Consider the following 17,841-nt stretch of genomic DNA (forward strand, 5'->3'; position numbering starts at 1 on the left):
TTCCCTCAGCGCAGGCTGACGGTGGCGGTGGCGCCGGCATCCGGCACGCTGAACTTCACCTGCTCGAATGTCGGCGGGCCCATGGTGCCGCGCGCATTGTTGCTGAACGCGTGGTCCTCGGTGGGAATGCCCATGGGATTGCTGTCCATCCGGCCATTGCCGTTGGCGTCGTGGAACAGGGCCAGGCCGTATTCGCCGGCCGGCAAGTCCTTGATGAGCACGTCCATCGTGCCGGCCACGGCGGCGACCCGGGCAGCCTTGATCGGGCGCTTGAGGAAGCTGTCGCTGGAATCGTAGACGGCCACCATGATGTTGCCTTCGGCGGACTTGACGTCCTGGACGCGGACAGTGAGCTCGGCCGCGCTGGCGGATGCACAGCATGCGGCGAACAGGGCGAGCAGGGCGGCAAGGGTAGGGATGGGCTTCATATCGGTCTCCAGGTTGGTTGGTGGAGCCATTCTGGCGAGCCCGCCAGTGCCCTGCCTGTGCCTGCGATGAAAGGGCGCGTGGCGGTCGCCAGCTGCATTCCAAGGGCGCGAGGCGCAGGCGCCGCCGCTGGAAAACATTTCCATCGAAATTTCAATCGTGACAGCGTTCCCCGCTGTATTGACTTGCTATGATGCGAAGGTGTGGCGGCAAGCCACTTGCCGCCGGTCGCGTGTCAAGCTACAGGGGAGACTGCTATGTACGAACACGGCAATGAATACGTCGGCACGGTTTTCGTGCTGCCCGAAACGCGCTGCTTCGAGCTCCGGACCACCGTCCAGGGCCAGCCGCACCTGGTCCACGGCACCATTTCCCAGCAGCTCGCAGCGCGCTTTCTCGAGGGCGCGCCCGACCACATCGATCCGCGCCAGCTGGCGCTGCAGCCACGCCGGGTCGAAGTTATGACCCGCGAAATCCACGAACGCCACCGCGCCCCGCGCAAGGTGTATTGCCTGTCGCGGCTGTTCGACTATGAAACCACCGGGGCGCCCGCCATGGCCTGACCCTGCCGTCCAGGCCGCTGGACATGAAAAAGCCGCCCGGCTTGCGCGGGGCGGCTCTGCTCGGCCCATGCAGGCCAGTGTGTCAGGTGAATGCGATGAAGCGTTCCGGGATATCGATGGTCCCGGCCTTCGCCGCTGCCGCGTAGGCACGCATTTCTGCAACGACTGCGTCAAGTTGTTCGTTGTTAGGATTCTGCAAGAAACCCTTCATGCATTCCTGCAGGGCGGCCTGCTGGTCGCGCCATTCGTAACGGGAAGACTTGCTCATGCTCCCTCCTCGCGGCGAACGGCCGCTGTCGTTTTATTGTTCATGACATCCTCCTTGATGAGGATGCCAGATTGTCACAAATCGGTGCTCCGGGTCGGTGCGATGACGCACAGACCCTTTTTTGACCGTATGGTCAAAAATGCTTCGATTAAACAACTCTAGACCCTCTGCAACAAACCTGTGCTCCGCCAGCCGGCAGCCGACAGGCTATCTTCCAGTTGCGGCAGGCTACAATGGCGATCACGCAACTCTACAAGGATCCGCCCCATGTCCCTGCCTGCACGTGCCTTGCATACCGTGTCTTTCCTGGCCGCGCTCCTGGTGTCCAGCGCTGCTTCCGCCTCATCGCCTTCCCAGGCCTGGCAAGCGCTCCCCGGCGTAACAGGCGCCGAACTGCGCGGCCTGTCCGTCGTCAGCGACAGGATCGCCTGGGCCAGCGGGGCCAAGGGCACCGTGCTGCGCACCGTCGACGGCAGCACCTGGCAGGCGATGCAGGTGCCGGACGCCGACAAGATCGACTTCCGCGACATCCAGGCCTTCGATGCGAAGACGGCCGTGGTGATGGGGGCGGGCCCCGGCGCGGCCTCGCGCATCTACCGCACCGAGGACGGTGGCGCCAGCTGGCAGCTGGTGGTCACCAACGGGGTGGCCGAAGGCTTCTGGGACGCGATGGCCTTCTGGGACAAGGACAACGGCATCCTGTTCGGCGATCCGGTCAAGGGCAGCTTCCAGGTCTACACCACGGACGACGGCGGCAAGACCTGGCAGGAAGTCGCGGCCAAGGGCATCGAGGCGATGCCGAACGAGGGCGCGTTTGCCGCCAGCGGCACCTGCCTGACGGTGGCCGGGACGAAGGAAGCCTGGATCGCCACCGGCGGTGGCGCCACGTCGCGCGTCTTCCATTCTTCCGATCGCGGCAAGACCTGGCGCGCATCCTCGACCCCGATTCCTGCCGGCGCAGCGGCGCGCGGCGTGTTCTCGGTCGCTTTCCTGAACCCGAAGGAAGGCTTTGCCGCCGGCGGCGACTACAAGGAAACCCGCATGGCCGGCACCAATGGCGCCTACACCGGCGACGGCGGCGCCACCTGGACGAAAGTAGAGATGGCGCCGGCGGGCTACATGTCGGTGGTGGTGGCGGTGCCGGGCGCTCAGCGCGCCCTGGTGGCCGGCGGGCTGGCGGGATCCGGGTATTCGCTCGACGCCGGCCGCAGCTGGAGCGAACTCGACAAGACGCCGATGAACACGGTCGGCTTTGCCAGCCCGACGCAAGGCTGGGCGGTGGGGCCGAAAGGCTTGCTGATGAAGTACACCGGGCCTGCGCTGAACGGGAAAGCCCGCTGAGGGAAGGCATTACAATCGCCGCACCATAAAAAACTGACTGGAGATACCATGAAAAACATCCTCGCACCGCTCGTACTCGCGGCGGCCATCGGCGCCGCCTTTGCCAATATGGCCCATGCGGCCGAACCCGCTACTGCAGCCCAGCTCACCGCCATGGGCAAGCGCTTCGCGCCGGCCGAGCTGAAGGCCGACACTTCGCAGCTCTCGAAAGGCGACCGCGCCGCGATGGTCAAGCTGATCGAAGCGGCGAAGATCATCGATACCCTGCAGCTGCGCCAGCGCTGGGCCGGCAACGAAGCCCTGTGGGCCGCCCTGCAGAAAGACAACTCGGAACTGGGCCGCGCGCGCCAGGCGGCGTTCTGGCTGAACAAGGGCCCGTGGTCCAGCCTCGACGACAATACGTCCTTCATGCCGCCCGAGTATGCCGGCATCAAGATTCCGGCCAAGAAGCCCTTGGGCGCCAACTTCTATCCGGAGAGCGCGGGCAAGGAAGCGCTGGAAGGCTGGATGAACGGCCTGCCCGCCGCGCAGAAGGCCGATGCGCAATGGTTCTTCACCGTGATCCGCACCGGCCCGGACGGCAAGTTCCGCACCGTGAAGTATTCGGACGAATACCGCCCGGAGCTCGAGAAGCTGGCCAGGCTGCTGCGTGAAGCGGCCGCCTCCACCGACAACGCCTCGCTCAAGAAATTCCTCAGCTTGCGCGCCGACGCCTTCCTGTCCAACGACTACCTGGCCTCGGACTTCGCCTGGATGGACCTGGATTCGCCGGTCGATGTCACCATCGGTCCGTACGAGACCTATAACGACGAGCTGTTCGGCTACAAGGCCGCCTTCGAAGCCTACATCAGCATCCGCGACCAGAAAGAGACGCAGAAGCTGGCCTTCTTCGGCAAGCACCTGCAGGAACTCGAAGACAACCTGCCGCTGGCCAAGCAGTACCGCAACCCGAAGGTCGGCGCGATCGCGCCGATGGTGGTGGTGAACGAGGTCTACGGCGCCGGCGACGGCAACATGGGCGTGCAGACCGCCGCCTACAACCTGCCGAACGACGAGCGCGTGGTCCGCGAGCGCGGCTCCAAGCGCGTGATGCTCAAGAACGTGCAGGAAGCGAAATTCGAATCGACCCTGAAGCCGATCTCGAAGCTGGTACTGCGCCCGCAAGACCAGAAGGATCTCGACTTCGATTCCTTCTTCACCCACATCCTGGCCCACGAGATCATGCACGGCCTCGGTCCGCACACGACGAAGAAGAACGGCAAGGAATCGACCCCGCGCCAGGACCTGAAAGACACCTACTCGACCATCGAGGAAGCCAAGGCCGACATCACCGGCCTGTGGGCGCTGGGCTACATGATGGACAAGGGCCTGCTGAAGGACACGCTGGGGCAGGGTAGCGTGGCCGAGCGCAAGCTGTACAACACCTTCCTGGCCTCCGCCTTCCGTACCCTGCACTTCGGCCTGACCTCCTCGCACGCGCGCGGCATGGCGATCCAGATGAACTACCTGCTCGACAGGGGCGCGTTTGTCGCCCATGGCGACGGCACGTTCTCGGTGGACTTCAAGAAGATCAAGGGCGCAGTTGCCGACCTCGACCGCGACTTCCTGACCATCGAAGCCACCGGCGACTACGAGGCCGCCAAGGCCATGATGGCAAAGTATGTGGTGATCCGTCCGGAAGTGCAGAAGGCGCTCGACAGGCTGAAGCAGAGCGTGCCGAACGATATCCGCCCGGCGTTCACCACAGCGGCGGCGCTGACGAAGTAAGCGGCAGAACAGGAGACTGGCGGCGCGATTGGCATCGGCGCAACAGTGCCGCCCAGTTTTCTTAACTTGAACTGAAAGCCTCGTCAATCCAGCCAGGCGCCATGTTATAGTCGCGGCATTGCTTACGGGAAATTGTTGGCGCCTACCCGGCGCCGTCCCCGCGCTTTCCAACGACAAGAACATGAGCTCCAAGCCCTTTTCCACCGGCGCGCGGCTGGCCATCGGCTACGGCGCCGTGATTCTCCTGATGATCGCCCTGGCCGTGCTGGCCTCAGTACGCGCGGGGCAGATCGACGCACTGCTGTTCCGCATCGACGAGATCAGCGGCATCAAGCAGCGCTACGCCCTCGAACTGCGCTCCAGCGTACGCGACCGCGCCATCGCACTACGCGACGTGGTACTCGCTCCCGATGCCGCCGCCGCCGCCGCGCCGATCGGCCGCATCAAGACCCTGGACGACGCCTATTCGCGTGCAGCTTCGCCGCTGAACGCGCTATTCCACGAACTGCCCGGCATCCAGACGGCGGAGCGCGAGCTGCTTGCCGCGATCAAGGAACAGGAACGCCGCACCCGCCCGCTGGTGGAGCGCGTGATCGCCCTGCACGCGGCGGGGCAGGCCCAGGAGGCGGCTGCGCTGCTGTCGCAGCAGGCTTCTCCGGCCTTCGTGGACTGGCTCGCCAGCACCACGCGCTTCATCGAACTCGAACAGAAACTGGCGGCCGACGACATGGTGGCCGCGCGCGAACTGGCGTCCGGATTCGCGCAATGGATGCTGCTGCTGTGCACCGGCGCAGTGGCGGCGGCCGTGCTGGGCGCCTGGTACGTCCTACGCGAACTGCAGCGTCCGCAGGCCCCCGGGGCCGACGATGCCGCGCCGCCCGCCGCGCCTGCGGCCAACCCGAAGCGCGTCGACGATATCGTCGGCGCCATCGACGGCCTGGCCTTCCGCGCCAACATCCTGGCCCTCGACGCCGCGGTGCAGGCGCTGCGCACCGAAGGGCACGAGGAGGGCCGCAGCGCTGTCGTCCAGGAACTGCAGGCGCTGGCGCTGCGCTCCACCGCCGTGGTGAAGGACATCCGCGACCTGGTCGGCAGCCCGGTCGCGCACATGGAAGACGCCGGCGCACTGCAGGCGATCGCCAACGCGGTTGCGAGGGTGACGGCGGTGACCTCGTCGATCAGCCTCGAGGACGGCCAGCCGGAATCCTCGAGCGAATCCTCGCTGCGCACCACGGCCCTGCTGCAGGCGTCCACCGCCGCCGCGGCCATGGAGGCCGAAGCGCAGCGCCTTGCGTCCATTGTCGCCCCGGCCAGGCATGCCGGAGACGCGGCGCCGGCAAGTCAACAATGACAAGTTTGCCGTTCTAAAAACAGAGAAATATTTTCCCGAAAGGCGGGCTTCATCTCGGTCTAGAATTGCCGTTAGGCATTTTAGTGTCCCCGAAAGAATCCGCCATGTTCAAGCCTCTCCAGCTCGCCGCCGTCCTCGCCGCCACCGTGGCGCCGGCGCTCTATGCCGCCGAACTCACTGCCCTGGAAAAGCGCTGGCTCAGCGCCGCGGGACCGGTACTGGCCTATTCCCAGCAACTGAAGCTGCCGCTCGACATCACCGTGCAGCCCCAGCCGCGTCCGGGCGACGTGCCGCTGGCGATGGGCTTCGACAAGGGCCGCTGCAAGCTGGTCATGTCGCTGCGTAACAACCCGGATGCGGAAACCGTGCTGGCCGGCATTCCGGAAGCGCAGCAGGGCGTGCTGATCGAGGCGATGGCGGCGCACGAAATCGCCCATTGCTGGCGCTATTCGCAAGGCGCCTGGCATGCGCTCCCGGCCGGCTTCGTGGAAGTGGGCGAAGAGTATGCGGCGGACGCCTCGCTGCTGGCGGCCTCGAAGGCGATGCGCGAGACGCGCCGCGAGGAAGGCTATGCCGACCTGGTGGCGCTGGCCTGGACCCGGCGCAACAACCCGGACGAGTATGCGCGCGTGTACCGCTGGCTGAGCGGCGTGCGCGCCAAGGTGGCGGTGCCGCGCAGCGGCCACGACACGCGGGTGTGGGTGCGCCTGGCAGGGGACGGCGCCGCATTCGGCAAGGCCGAGGCGCCCTTCGACAATGTCGGCGAACTGTGGCGCGAAGGCTTGCTGGCGACTGAATAAAGGGTGAGCTGGCAACAGCGAAAGCTGTTTCTGTAACAAGTGTTCGGTGTCGCACAGATAGTGTCGGGCTTGGGGCGTCTAATGATGTCATCACAACAACCGAATCCAAGGGACACATCATGAACCGACTCCTCGCCGCCCTGCTGGCCACCGCTGCCGGCGCTACCATTGCCGCCGCTCCCGCCTTTGCCCAGTCCGATACCGCCGGCTACCGCAAGGCCATCGACAAGATCGAGGCAGACCACAAGGCCGCCAAGCAGAAGTGCGATGCCCTGAAGGACGAAGACATCTGCGAAGAGCAGGCCGACGTCGCCCGCGCCCGCGCCGAGCTGGCGGCCGTGCAGAAGCACGACAATACCCAGGCCAACCGCGATGCGGCGCGCCGCAAGCTGGCCGACGCGGAATACGAGCTGGCCGAAGAGAAGTGCGACGCTTTGAAGGGCAACGCCAAGGACAGCTGCGAGAACAACGCCAAATCGGTGCGCACCGCCGCGCTGGCTGATGTCAAGGCCGGCGGCGACAGCAAGTCCACCGGCGCCACCACCGGCGGCAGCGGCGGCACGGCCGCCACTGCGGGCGCTGCCGCTGCCGGCAGCGCCGGCCTGGTCGCCTCCACCGATACCAGGGACCCGGTGAAGGCGGCTGCCGTCGAGAAGTGCGACGAGAAAGGCAACAAGACTGCCTGCCTGGTCGAGAATAAGGGCCAGCCCGATACGGCCCTGGAGCGCGCCGGCGAGAAGACCCGCAATGTGCTTGCGGGCGCAGTCGACAAGACCAGGGACGCCGGCCGTGCCGTTGCCGACAAGACCAGGGAAGTGACCGGCGCCGCCGTGGCCGGCACCGAACGCGCCGCCGAGAACGTCGGCGACAAGACCCGCGATACCGCCTCGACCACTGCCGACAAGACCGAGAATGCCGCCGAACGCGCCGGCTCGCGCACCGCGTCCAACCTGTCGGATACGGCGATCACCGCCAAGGTCAAGGCCGGCCTGGCCGCCGAGAAAGACACCAGCGCACTGGCCGTCAAGGTCGAGACCGAAAAGGGTGTCGTCATGCTGAGCGGTTTCGTCGACTCGAAGGCCGAAGCCGAGCGCGCCGAGAAGGTCGCCAAGGGTGTCGAGGGCGTGAGCCGCGTGAAGAGCGCGATCAAAGTGAAAGAAAGCAAGTAAGCAGACAGGCAGGCGGCGACACGGCCGCCCGTCGCATCGCCCGCACGCATTCCGTGCGGGCTTTTTTCGTTTGGCAACCCCGCCGTGCCGTCGTGCCGGGCGCGTGGAACGCCGGGGGTATAATTCCCCCGTGAACAAACTTGAAGCCTTCGGATACATTGCCGCACAGGCCGCGCGTGGAGAAATCAGCTTTCCCACCAGCGTGAATGCCGTGCTGCGCCTGCAGATGGCCCTGGACGACCCGGACTGCCACGTGGACGAGGCGATCCGGCTGGTGCTGTCGGAACCCCAGCTGGCGGCGCGCACGGTGGCGCTGGCCAATACGGCCGCCTTCAGCGCCGGCGGCGCCCAGGTGACCAATGTGCGCGCCGCGGTGCTGCGCATCGGCTACCACCGCCTGCGCGGCCTGGTGGGCGCGCTGATGGTGCGCCAGTTCGGCCACCGCATCACCGATCCGGTCCTGCGCGCCAAGGCCGAACAGCTGTGGACCCACAGCGCCCAGGTGGCGGCCCTGGCGTCTGCGCTGGCGCGCCATGTCACGAAAACCAATCCCGACACCGCCCTGTTCGCCGGCATCGTGCACGAGGTCGGCGGCTTCTACCTGCTGTCGCGCGCCGACGAGTTTCCCGGCCTGCTCGAGGACGATGCCGAGAACTGGGGCGCACTGGTCGAGGAGGTGGTCAGCCTGGAAGTGATGCGCAAGCTGGCGATCCCGGCGGACGTGTCCCAAGCCATCGGCGCCCTGCGCGACGGCGTGCTGGATGCGCAGCCGCATACCCTGCTCGACACCCTGCTGCTGGCGAACCGCTACGCCATGGTGGCCTCTCCGCTGGGCCTCCCGGCTGGCGCGCCCGAAACCGAAAATCACGTCAATCCCATCGATGCCGCAACGCTTCAGACCGTGCGCGCGGAGGCCGCGGAAACAGCCACTGCGCTGGGCGACGCCGCGCTTGTCTGAGCCGACATAGCGCGCCCGGAAAAACTCGTTCATTGTTCCGGCGGCAGCGGTCAGGTAGATTGAGCCTTGCTGATCTGAGCTATCAGCCATTGCGGACCTTGAAGCAGACCAAGCTTCATTGACCGCGCCCTGGACTCGGCGTGGCACGGGTACGTCGCTCTGTCCGCTTCAAGGCGGGTGTTGTTATATATTGGCTACCAGGATCGGCCAAATCAAGATACGCACCGGGCGGGAAAATGACAAAATTTTTAATTGCCGGCACGATGTTTCTTGGGAGCGTAACTGTACAAGCAGAGGCCGCAACGAGGTTTCCTTCGCCCGAGGCTTTCGTACAGTCGCTCCAGCACGCAGTTTCCCAGTCAGCGCAAGGAGACTTGAATGGCGATGGACTCGAAGATTGGGTCGGCGCGGTCCGGCCGATGTCGGGTGTGGATTCATCGATGAACAGGATCATGGTCCTGCTTCAGAGATCGCCGGGCAATTACGAACTTGCAGCCAGCTCAAGCCGCTTCTTTTCGCCGGATTCAGGCAGTGATGCCGTCGATTTGAACATTGAGATCAAGAAAGCCACATTTTATGTGTCGCTTATGTCTCACTCCCAGCACTGTGCGACAGCAAGTCGCGCGCAGTTCCGGCTGAAGCGTGGTCAGTGGCGCATGATTGGCGCTACCTATCGCCAGTCGGATAAAACGAATAGGCGTGCTGGTTGGTATTCGCAGGACGCCAATCTGGTCACGGGAGACGAGATTTTTACCGTACAAGGCTCCGTCAAGCAGCGAAGCAAGTTTTCGCCATTGGTATTGGATCTGCAGGGATTTCCGTTGGAGTACGATAAGGCCTTCCGAACGAAGGCGAAGTCGGTGTGCGGCTAGTGCCGTGGCGGCGCTAAACTTCTATCAAGCGCAGCCAACGGCAAACCACGATGAGAAATTTTCTCCAAAAACTCGCTACGCTTGCCCTGCTCCTTACGTTAAGTACCCGCCCATAAATAAATGTGTTTTTGGCTGCCATAACCGGTGCGTTGCTGCGTTGGCTCCTGCTTGCAGTGCTCGCACTGCGGCGCACTCGCCGCCTTGCCCCGCATCCGGTTCTGTTTGCCAAAACTCACATTTATTTCTCGTCGGGTACTTAGCAATAACGCTGACGCTCATGTCGTCCCATGTGGAACGTGTGGGTCCCGACATAGTTGCGTATGGGAACCTATGTGGGGCAAGCGGCGATGAGTTGTGCTACAAGCCTGCATTGAAGGGAGGCTTCCCCGTCCCGTACCTTTACGATGCGCCCGGCGTTTCCAGGGAACGGCAGCTTGCCTTTGGGGAGGACACGGTGCGCTTGGGTGCCCTGGCCGCTAACACTGCTGTGTATGTCGCGATGTTGCTTGTCGTATGGACTGCCCGGCGTCGCCACTCGGCGGTCAAGCTGCGGGCTACATGAAGGGGCGGGCGATGGCCTGGGCTCGTTGAGCGTAGCTCGGTTGGCGACACCGTTTTTCAACTATCCGGCCTTCCTTTCACTTGCCTGCTAGCTAGGTCGAACGGTTTGTCCAACGCGCCTAGTCCCACCCGATGATGCCGGCCCGGCCTGCCTCCGTGTCGGCTGCCAGCCTGCGGTCGCGCAATGCGCGCACCACGGCGCGTACGGCCGGTTGGCGCATCACGTCCGGCAGCGCCGCGATCGCGAACTGGCGCCGCGCCGGGATCGGCAGCGGCAGGATCTTCACGTCGGGCGGCTCGGGGAAGGTGGCCAGGCGCGGCAGGATCGAATAGCCCATGCCGCGCCCGACCATGGCGGCGATGCTGGTGTCGTTGGCCAGCGTGCGGCCGGGTTCGAGGGCGATGCCGGCGGCGCGGCAGCGCGCCAGGACCTCGGCAGCGCCGGTGCAGCCAAGGGCGATGAAGGGCAGATCGCCGAGCGGCGGCCAGGCCGCTCCCCCGTCATGCGGCAGCGCCAGCGAAGCCGGGGTCACCAGCACATAGTCGTCGTGCAGGTAAGGATGCGAAGCCAGTGCCGCGGCCAGCGGCAGCTGGGCAATGCCGATCTCGGCCACGCCGTCCTGCAGCGCGGCGGTGACGTCGGCGCGCCCCTCACAGCTGTCGTCGATCTCGACATGCAATTGCGGATGGGCCTGGGCCAGCGCTTGCACCACGTGGGGCAGCACATGGGTGCCGATGCTGCGAAAGCAGGCGATGCGCACGGTGCCGGCCAGCGCGTCGTCCGCCACGGCCGCTTCGCGCAAGGCGTGTTCCAGGCGCAGCATCTGGCGCGCCTTGCGCAGCACCCGTTGTCCGGCCTCGGTCGGCGCCGACCCGGCGCGGCCGCGCGCCAGCAGGGTGATGCCCAGTTCGCCTTCGAGTTCGGCAATGGCATGGCTGATGCGCGACTGCGTGCAGCCCAGTTCCGCGGCGGCGGCGCCGAAGCTGCCGTGGTCGGCCACGGCAACCAGCATCTTCAGTTGGCTCAGCTTCATGCCATCGAAATCCTTCATGTCAGGCCGGCCATTATCCGCCATTTCGGTTGTGGCGGCGTGGCGGCCGGCGCAGCATGGCGGTCCCGATCATCCATTGAAAGAGCCACATGCATGCACTGCCATCGAACGCCGCCCTGGTCAGCATCGACGTACAACAGGCATTCAACGACCCCGGCTGGGGCCAGCGCAACAACCCGGGCGCGGAAGCGAAGATCGCCGCGCTGCTGGCGGCCTGGCGCGCAAGCGGGCGGCCGGTGTTCCACGTGCAGCACCACTCGGCATCGCCGGCCGGCCTGTTCCGCCCCGGCACGCCGGGCCATGCGCACAAGCCGGAGGGACAGCCGCTGCCGGGCGAACCGGTCATCGCCAAGAGTGTCAATAGTTCCTTCATCGGCACCGACCTGGAAGCGCGCCTGCGCGCGGCCGGCATCCAGGTGCTGGTAATCATGGGGCTGACCACCGACCACTGCGTGTCCACGACCACCCGCATGGCCGGCAACCTGGGTTTCGAGACCTATTTCGTGGCGGACGCCACCGCCACCTTCGGGCGCACGGGCCCCGACGGCCGCTACTACACGGCCGAGCAGATGCACGACACGGCGCTGGCAAGCCTGCATGGCGAATTCGCCACCGTGGTGTGGTCGAGCGAAGTGCTGGCGGCCGTGGGCATGCTCACGCGGCAGCCCCCGCCGCCTGGGCGCGCCCCTGCGCCAGCATCATGAGGGCGAGCATGACGCCCGCCAGGGCCAGCCCGGCCGCCACCCACTGCGGCGAGGCATACGAGTAGCCCAGCGTGAGGGGAATGCCGCCCAGGAAGGCGCCCAGCGCGTTACCGATGTTGAAGCCCGACTGCCCGAGCGAGGAGCCCAGCATTTCCGCCTCGCGCGAGTGTTCGATCAGCAGCATCTGGATCGGCGGGCCCAGCGCCAGCGCATTGGCGCCGGTGGCGAAGGCCAGCGCCAGCATCGCCGGCTGCGAGCCCGCGAACAGGCCGTTGCACAGGAGCAGGGCGGTCATGATCGCCAGCAGGACCAGGATCGCCTGCAGCGGCGGCACGCGGTCCGCCAGCTTGCCGCCCAGGTGCACGCCCACCGTCATGCCGACGCCCACCACCGTCATCACCATCGGAATGGTCGACGGCCTGAAATGCGTCACTTCGGTGAGCAGCGGTGCGATATAGCTGAAGAAGGCGAAGAAGCCGCCGGTGCCGATCGAGGTGATGCCAAGCGCCAGCCACAGGGCGCGGCTGCGGAAGATGCGCAGGTCCTGCAGCAGGCTGGTGCGCGCATTCGCCTCGATGTGCGGCACCAGCCGGCGCAGCGCCAGCACGGTGAGCAGGCCGATCGCCGCCACCACCAGGAACACGGCGCGCCAGCTCACGTTGTGGCCGAGCCAGGTGCCGGCCGGTACGCCGAGGACGTTGGCCAGTGTCAGCCCGGTAAACATGGTGGCCAGCGCGGCCGCGACCTTGCCTTCGTCGGCCAGGCGGCTGGCGACGACCGCGCCGACGCCGAAGAAGGCGCCGTGCGGCAGGCCGGCCATGAAGCGCGACAGCATCATCATCTCGTAGTTCGGAGAGAAGGCCGACATCGCATTGAACAGCGTGAACATCGCCATGAACCACATCAGGACGCTGCGCGGCGGCCGGTGCGCCAGCAGGCTGACGAGCGTGGGCGCGCCGACCACGACGCCGAGGGCGTAGGCAGTGATGAGATGGCCGGCTTGCGGGATGCTGATCTGCAGACCGCCGGCCACGTCGGGCAGGATGCCCATCATGACGAATTCGGTCATGCCGATGCCGAAACCGCCGAGGGCGAGGGGAAAGAGGCTTTTCTTGATCAAAACGTGCGGTCGTGGCGAAGTGGACCGGCCACTATAGCGCGTGACGCGCGCACAGTCCGCTTTCGTGTCGTGATGTCAGGTATAGCGAGAGGATATGTGCGCTACGCATCCATGTCCGGCCAGGCAATGCGTCCGTGGCCCGCATTGTCGAGGCGGGTGCGCAGCGCAGGAACGTCCTGTACGGGCAGGCTGAAATCGAACAGCACCGCGTCGCCGTGCGCCACCTCGAGCAGGCGGGCGCCGGCGGCATCGAGTTCGCGGCGCACCATGCCTTCGAGGGCATACGGCGCCGTACAGCGCATTTCCTGCAGCTTGATGAGGGGTGTCTTCTGCGCGTGCAGCAGGGCCTGGGCCACGCTGTCCGTATAGGCGCGCACCAGGCCGCCCGCGCCCAGCTTGACGCCGCCGAAGTAGCGCACCACGGTGGCCAGCACGCCTTCCAGGTCCTGGTGGCGCAGCACGTCGAGCATGGGGCGCCCCGCCGTACCGCTGGGCTCGCCGTCGTCGACGGCCGCCGACTGGCCGCCGGCCAGCAGGGCCCAGCACACATGGGCCGCACCGGGGTGTTCGGCGCGCAGAGCTGCCACGACCTGCTGGGCGCCGGCGCGGTCGGGCATCGGCTGGACGCAGGCGAGGAAGCGGCTCTTCTTGATGACGAGTTCGGCGTGGACGGGGGCGGCGATGGAGTAGGGCATGGCGCCGATTATCGGCGGCGCGGCAGGAAATGCCAACCGTCACGGTCGGCATTTCCCGTTTCCAGACTCAATAGCTCAGGTTGATCTGGAGGATGGCGGTCGTGCCGCTTACTTCGTTGCCGACCACCAGCAAGGGCTTGTTGTTCGGCGATTTGTCCGCCGGGATGAAGGCCAGGCCCTCCGGTCCCAGGTCCCCCGTGTCGTTCGTGCGGGTGTTGAGGTAGGTAACGAAGCTCGCCGCCGACGGCTTGCTGACATCGTAGACCATCACGCCGCCGATGCGCTCGAGCCCGATGAAGGCATAGGTCTTGGTCCCGAAGCGGCCGACGACGACACCTTCCGGCTCCGGCCCCTTGGACGCGCTGCGGCCGTCCAGCTCGTTGTTGTCGTTGCTGGCGTTGAAACGCGCGTTCGGCAGCGACACGGTCTTCTGTTCGAACTCGTCGCCCGAGTCGTACACGCGCGTCAGGTTGGTATCCCAGATCGAGAACGAGCGGGCGCCGAAAGTGTACAGCTCGGTGCACTGGCCGGCTGCATTCTTGCCGGTGCTGCCGCCGTTCGGGGTGGTGGTGACGCGCAGGCGGCCGAGGTTCGAGTCCAGGATCAGGTTGGCGGCATTGCCGAACACGGCCGGGTCGAGCCCTGCGGTGCAGTGAGCGCGTACTCGCGTTTCTTCGTTGAAGCCCGGCCAGTCGGCGCGCGCATCGCCTTCGTTGGCCGTGATCAGGTAAGTCGTGCCGTCCACCGTGAAGCGGGCGATCGCATCCGGCAGGTACATGCCTTTCACCGGCTGCGGGGCGATCTTGACGGCCGGCGTGCCGCTGTTGGTGTTGGTGCCGCCGTCTTCGTCGGACGCGTCCATGCCCATGCCCGCCACATTGTGGTTCTTGGTGCCGAGCGGCTTGACCGCGCTGACCTTGGCGGTGGCAACGTCGACGATGGCGACGGCATTGTTTTCCTGCAGGGTCACGTAGGCGGTGCGGCCGTCGTCGCTGGTGGCGATGTATTCCGGCTCGAAGTCCTGGGCCGCGCTCGCGCCCGGGCCGTAGATGCGGACGCCCTGCGTGCGCAGCGCGGCTTCCTGGCCGTTGAAGGCGCGGAAGTCGGCGGTGGCGACCGTCGGCGTGCCGCCGCGGTTCACCGTGATGACGCTGACCGAGCCCTCCGGATCGATCGAACCGGCCTGGCCGTAGCTGTTCGGTTCGCCTTCATTGGCGACCAGCACGGTACGGCCGTCCGGCGTGAAGGTGAGCATGTCGGGCTGGGCGCCGACCTTGACGCTGTTGACCAGTTTCAGGTCGGCCGCATTGTAGAAGGCGACCGTGCCGGGACTCGTCTTGGGCGCGGATTCGATGGCCAGCGCGACCAGGCCGTCGTGGATGGCGACGCTGTTGACACCGGCGCCAAAGGCGCTGACGCTGATCGTACCGACCAGCTTGGGCGCGGAGGGGGTCCCGAGGTCGAGGACATCGACGGTGCCGTTGGCGCCATTGACGACGAACAGGCGCTTGCTGGCGGCGTCGAAGGCGGTGATCTCGGCCGCACCGGCCTTGCCGCCGTTGTAGCTGCCGATCTTTTCCATCGTCAGCGTCTTCGGCGTCAGGTCTTCGTCATCGTCGCTGCTGCCGCAGCCGGTGAGGATGCCGGCAGCCAGCATGGCGGCGCCGAGGACGCGCAGGGGTTTCGGTGGAGCGGCGAGATCGAAAAGCGTCATTGTCGGGTTTCCTGAGTTGAAAAACCGACAGCATAGGAGGCGGGGATGACAACAAGATGACGCGGGAAAAACAAAAAAGGCGTCACGATTTCTCATGACGCCTTCCTTGCTGAATCTTTGGTAGGCCGTGCGGGATTCGAACCTGCGACCAACGGATTAAAAGTCCGCTGCTCTACCAGCTGAGCTAACGACCCGAAGAAGCCGAGATTATAACGGCATTTGCGCGAATATCCAAGTGCCTCGTATCACTAGTCCGTGCCGGCCGCATTCTGCCACGCTTCACGTCAACTTCCCCCTCGCGAGGGGATGGGCTCGACAGCGTCATGCCCGCACACTGTCCGCTTTTGGAACCCTACCGTAGGAAGCCCCATGTTTTCGCCAAAACGCCTCGCGTTGGCCGTCTCGGCCCTGTTCGTCCTGCCTTCCGTCCTCGCCGCGCAGCCGGTGCAGAAGGTCAAGCCTCCTGTCAGCCAGGCCTACATCGACCTCGCCACGTTTTCCGGTGGCATGCCGATACCTGGCGGCGGCAGCGGCGTGATGAGCGCCTTGTTCGGCGCCAAGGGCAGCGACAACAGCTTCGGCATGACCCAGGCCCAGAGCCCGGGCCGCTGGATGGACGTCACCCTCCTGACCCGCAACAACGGCAAATTGACGACGGCGACGCAAAGCGTGCCGGCCGGCGCCAAACTGGGATCCGTGCTGAACCTGCTGGCGCCGGAGCAGGGGCCAGTCGACATGAGCATCCCGGAAGAGACGGATACCGTACAGCCGAAACTCGAGATGCCGAAAGGGAAAATGTACCTGTATTGGGGCTGCGGCGCGGAAGTGCGCAAAGGACAGCCGATGGTGCTCGACCTGGCCAAGATGGATCCTTCGCAATTCAACAAATTCTTCCAGAACCGCAGCGCTACCGCGCGCGTGCCGCATCCGGCCCCAGGCCGTCCCGGCTGGCCGAACAGGAACGACGCCCGCCGCTTGCCGGATGGTGCGTCGATGGTGGGTGAGCACGCCTTTGCCGGTGACGGCGTGGTGGACGGCTTCAAGTTCAACATCGACGCGCAGCACGACCTGATGCCTGCCGTCGAAGCGACCCGCATTGACGAAGACAAGGGTGTGCTGTTCAAGTGGAAGCCGATGCAGCAGGCCAGCGGCTGGTTCGTGCAGTCGATGGGCATGCGCGACCCGGGCCAGGGTGACGGCAAGGACATGGAAATGGTGTACTGGACCTCCAGCGAGTTGCCGGACATGGGCATGGGCCTGGTGAACTACCAGCCAAACGGATCGATCAGCAAGTGGCAAAAGGAAAAGGTGCTGCTGCCGGCCGGGGCCAGTGAATGTCTGGCGCCGAAAGAAGCGGTCGGCACAATGGCGATGTCGCGCGTCATCGCCTACGGCAACGAACTGAACATGGCGTATCCGCCGCGGCCGAAGGATCCGAAAGTAACCTGGGAGCCGCAGTGGAACGTCAAGCTGCGGCTGAAGTCGGTGGCCTCGCTGGCGCCGGGCATGGGTGCGATGATGCAGGCCGCCGCGGTGGAGCAGGAGAGGACGCCGGAAGAGAACAAGACGCCCGCTCCAGCTAAAAGCACGGTGACGGAAGCCGTGACCAAGGGCGTGGTCGATGTGTTGAGCCGGGGACTGTTCGGCCGGTAATGTGCAGCGTGTTGCCACTCCTCTCGCCGTCGGCTTGATGCGCAGCCGTTCGATTGCAGTAAAGGTTTCCCCGATCGTCGGGAGGTAGACCGGAACGCAAAAAGCCCACGAACCGAAATTCGTGGGAGTCCTGCAAATTCGTGGTAGGCCGTGCGGGATTCGAACCTGCGGCCAATGGATTAAAAGTCGCCGGGTCGGAATGGGCATTCTTTATTAATCAATGACTTGCAGCGCTTGCCGAGCTCGACAGTCGTTCTCACCCAAGGGCACAACCGGTTAGATGGCAGAATTCATGTCACAAATGCGTCACAGCGTGCCGCTACTGGTTGATGGTAACACCAATGGTACATTCTCATGGGCATGGTTGAGCCTGGCTGGGGCTACATATTCGTACTGAAGTGTTTAAAGCTCGAGATAAGCTTTGCCCCACAGCTGAGGCTGTCACCATCGAAAGCGATGCTCTTGCCGCTGACCTTGTGATGGGGAGAGCCGGTTGTGATCGTACAGCCCGCGTGACCAGGGATGGGACAACTGCATGTGTCCCCTACGCAGGCCACAGGAATTCCTTGAACCGTGAAGTGGGTGGCGCTGGCGCTGATCACCTTGCCTCCGTGCGACGTGGCGTCGCCTAGCCGGATGGCGTTTTTCATGGAAGGAGTGCCCTAGCGTTTTGAATGCGAACAGAAATCCGAAGCTGCATATTTCTACCTGTGAGATAGCCCCTTGATTCACCAGACACAGTCGATGCTGTATCCTAACGGATGGGAATATGACTGTGAGTATGACTAGGAACAACCAAACCATCGAAGTCGTGACGGTGTCCGAAG

General features: G+C 65.1%; 17 protein-coding genes and 1 tRNA gene. 10 read left to right on the forward strand and 8 right to left on the reverse strand.

Features of this window, described 5'->3' with window-relative positions:
- Window positions 1-5: 5 nt before the first annotated feature.
- Entirely contained in the window at window positions 6-428 is a 423-nt protein-coding gene (locus AC56KL_RS19505) for a DUF2141 domain-containing protein (RefSeq protein WP_497181828.1), read from the reverse strand.
- A 255-nt stretch (window positions 429-683) separates the two neighbouring features.
- Between AC56KL_RS19505 and AC56KL_RS19510 the strand changes: the two genes are divergently transcribed.
- Window positions 684-989, forward strand: coding sequence for a hypothetical protein (locus AC56KL_RS19510; RefSeq protein WP_497181829.1), 306 nt, complete (start codon window positions 684-686; stop codon window positions 987-989).
- Window positions 990-1,071: 82 nt separating this feature from the next.
- Here AC56KL_RS19510 and AC56KL_RS19515 read toward each other — a convergent pair whose 3' ends face one another.
- Window positions 1,072-1,257, reverse strand: a complete 186-nt coding sequence (locus AC56KL_RS19515; RefSeq protein WP_497181830.1) for a hypothetical protein — start codon at window positions 1,255-1,257, stop codon at window positions 1,072-1,074.
- Window positions 1,258-1,524: 267 nt separating this feature from the next.
- Between AC56KL_RS19515 and AC56KL_RS19520 the strand changes: the two genes are divergently transcribed.
- The 7 genes from AC56KL_RS19520 to AC56KL_RS19550 all read left to right on the forward strand — a co-directional run bounded on the left by AC56KL_RS19520 (window position 1,525) and on the right by AC56KL_RS19550 (window position 9,515).
- Window positions 1,525-2,598 (forward strand): WD40/YVTN/BNR-like repeat-containing protein, encoded by a 1,074-nt coding sequence (locus tag AC56KL_RS19520; RefSeq protein WP_497181831.1) that lies wholly within the window; start codon window positions 1,525-1,527, stop codon window positions 2,596-2,598.
- Between the two features lie 48 nt (window positions 2,599-2,646).
- Window positions 2,647-4,365 (forward strand): DUF8614 domain-containing protein, encoded by a 1,719-nt coding sequence (locus AC56KL_RS19525; RefSeq protein WP_497181832.1) that lies wholly within the window; start codon window positions 2,647-2,649, stop codon window positions 4,363-4,365.
- A 181-nt stretch (window positions 4,366-4,546) separates the two neighbouring features.
- Window positions 4,547-5,716: a methyl-accepting chemotaxis protein gene (locus tag AC56KL_RS19530; RefSeq protein WP_497181833.1), complete on the forward strand. Its 1,170-nt coding sequence runs from the start codon at window positions 4,547-4,549 to the stop codon at window positions 5,714-5,716.
- Between the two features lie 104 nt (window positions 5,717-5,820).
- The gene (locus AC56KL_RS19535) at window positions 5,821-6,516 is read left to right on the forward strand and encodes a hypothetical protein (RefSeq protein ID WP_497181834.1); all 696 of its coding nucleotides are present in this window, start codon (window positions 5,821-5,823) and stop codon (window positions 6,514-6,516) included.
- Between the two features lie 119 nt (window positions 6,517-6,635).
- Window positions 6,636-7,685 (forward strand): BON domain-containing protein, encoded by a 1,050-nt coding sequence (locus AC56KL_RS19540; protein ID WP_497181835.1) that lies wholly within the window; start codon window positions 6,636-6,638, stop codon window positions 7,683-7,685.
- A gap of 130 nt (window positions 7,686-7,815) precedes the next feature.
- Complete coding sequence (locus AC56KL_RS19545; protein ID WP_497181836.1) at window positions 7,816-8,643, forward strand: HDOD domain-containing protein; 828 nt, start codon at window positions 7,816-7,818, stop codon at window positions 8,641-8,643.
- A gap of 236 nt (window positions 8,644-8,879) precedes the next feature.
- Window positions 8,880-9,515 carry a hypothetical protein gene (locus AC56KL_RS19550; RefSeq protein WP_497181837.1) on the forward strand — a complete coding sequence of 212 codons (636 nt, stop codon included), beginning with the start codon at window positions 8,880-8,882 and terminating at the stop codon, window positions 9,513-9,515.
- A 680-nt stretch (window positions 9,516-10,195) separates the two neighbouring features.
- On the opposite strand, the gene AC56KL_RS19555 is transcribed toward AC56KL_RS19550, so the two are convergent.
- Complete coding sequence (locus AC56KL_RS19555) at window positions 10,196-11,128, reverse strand: LysR family transcriptional regulator (RefSeq protein WP_497181838.1); 933 nt, start codon at window positions 11,126-11,128, stop codon at window positions 10,196-10,198.
- An 89-nt stretch (window positions 11,129-11,217) separates the two neighbouring features.
- On the opposite strand from AC56KL_RS19555, the gene AC56KL_RS19560 reads away from it, so the two are divergent.
- A complete protein-coding gene (locus tag AC56KL_RS19560; protein WP_497181839.1) occupies window positions 11,218-11,832 on the forward strand; it encodes a cysteine hydrolase family protein in 615 nt (204 codons plus the stop codon).
- Here AC56KL_RS19560 and AC56KL_RS19565 read toward each other — a convergent pair.
- The 4 genes from AC56KL_RS19565 to AC56KL_RS19580 all read right to left on the reverse strand — a co-directional run bounded on the left by AC56KL_RS19565 (window position 11,783) and on the right by AC56KL_RS19580 (window position 15,555).
- Window positions 11,783-12,952 carry an MFS transporter gene (locus tag AC56KL_RS19565; protein WP_497181840.1) on the reverse strand — a complete coding sequence of 390 codons (1,170 nt, stop codon included), beginning with the start codon at window positions 12,950-12,952 and terminating at the stop codon, window positions 11,783-11,785. The two genes, AC56KL_RS19560 and AC56KL_RS19565, sit on opposite strands and share 50 nt — an antisense overlap.
- Before the next feature lie 101 nt (window positions 12,953-13,053).
- Window positions 13,054-13,647: an IMPACT family protein gene (locus tag AC56KL_RS19570; RefSeq protein ID WP_497181841.1), complete on the reverse strand. Its 594-nt coding sequence runs from the start codon at window positions 13,645-13,647 to the stop codon at window positions 13,054-13,056.
- A gap of 67 nt (window positions 13,648-13,714) precedes the next feature.
- Window positions 13,715-15,361, reverse strand: a complete 1,647-nt coding sequence (locus AC56KL_RS19575; protein WP_497181842.1) for a choice-of-anchor I family protein — start codon at window positions 15,359-15,361, stop codon at window positions 13,715-13,717.
- Between the two features lie 118 nt (window positions 15,362-15,479).
- Window positions 15,480-15,555 (reverse strand) — tRNA-Lys (locus AC56KL_RS19580).
- 175 nt (window positions 15,556-15,730) lie between these two features.
- Between AC56KL_RS19580 and AC56KL_RS19585 the strand changes: the two genes are divergently transcribed.
- Window positions 15,731-17,014 (forward strand): hypothetical protein, encoded by a 1,284-nt coding sequence (locus tag AC56KL_RS19585; RefSeq protein ID WP_497181843.1) that lies wholly within the window; start codon window positions 15,731-15,733, stop codon window positions 17,012-17,014.
- A gap of 380 nt (window positions 17,015-17,394) precedes the next feature.
- On the opposite strand, the gene AC56KL_RS19590 is transcribed toward AC56KL_RS19585, so the two are convergent.
- On the reverse strand, window positions 17,395-17,664 hold the full coding sequence (locus AC56KL_RS19590; protein WP_497181844.1) for a PAAR domain-containing protein: 270 nt from the start codon (window positions 17,662-17,664) through the stop codon (window positions 17,395-17,397).
- Window positions 17,665-17,841: the final 177 nt, after the last annotated feature.

Source organism: Telluria sp. ZB4P34 (assembly GCF_059686055.1).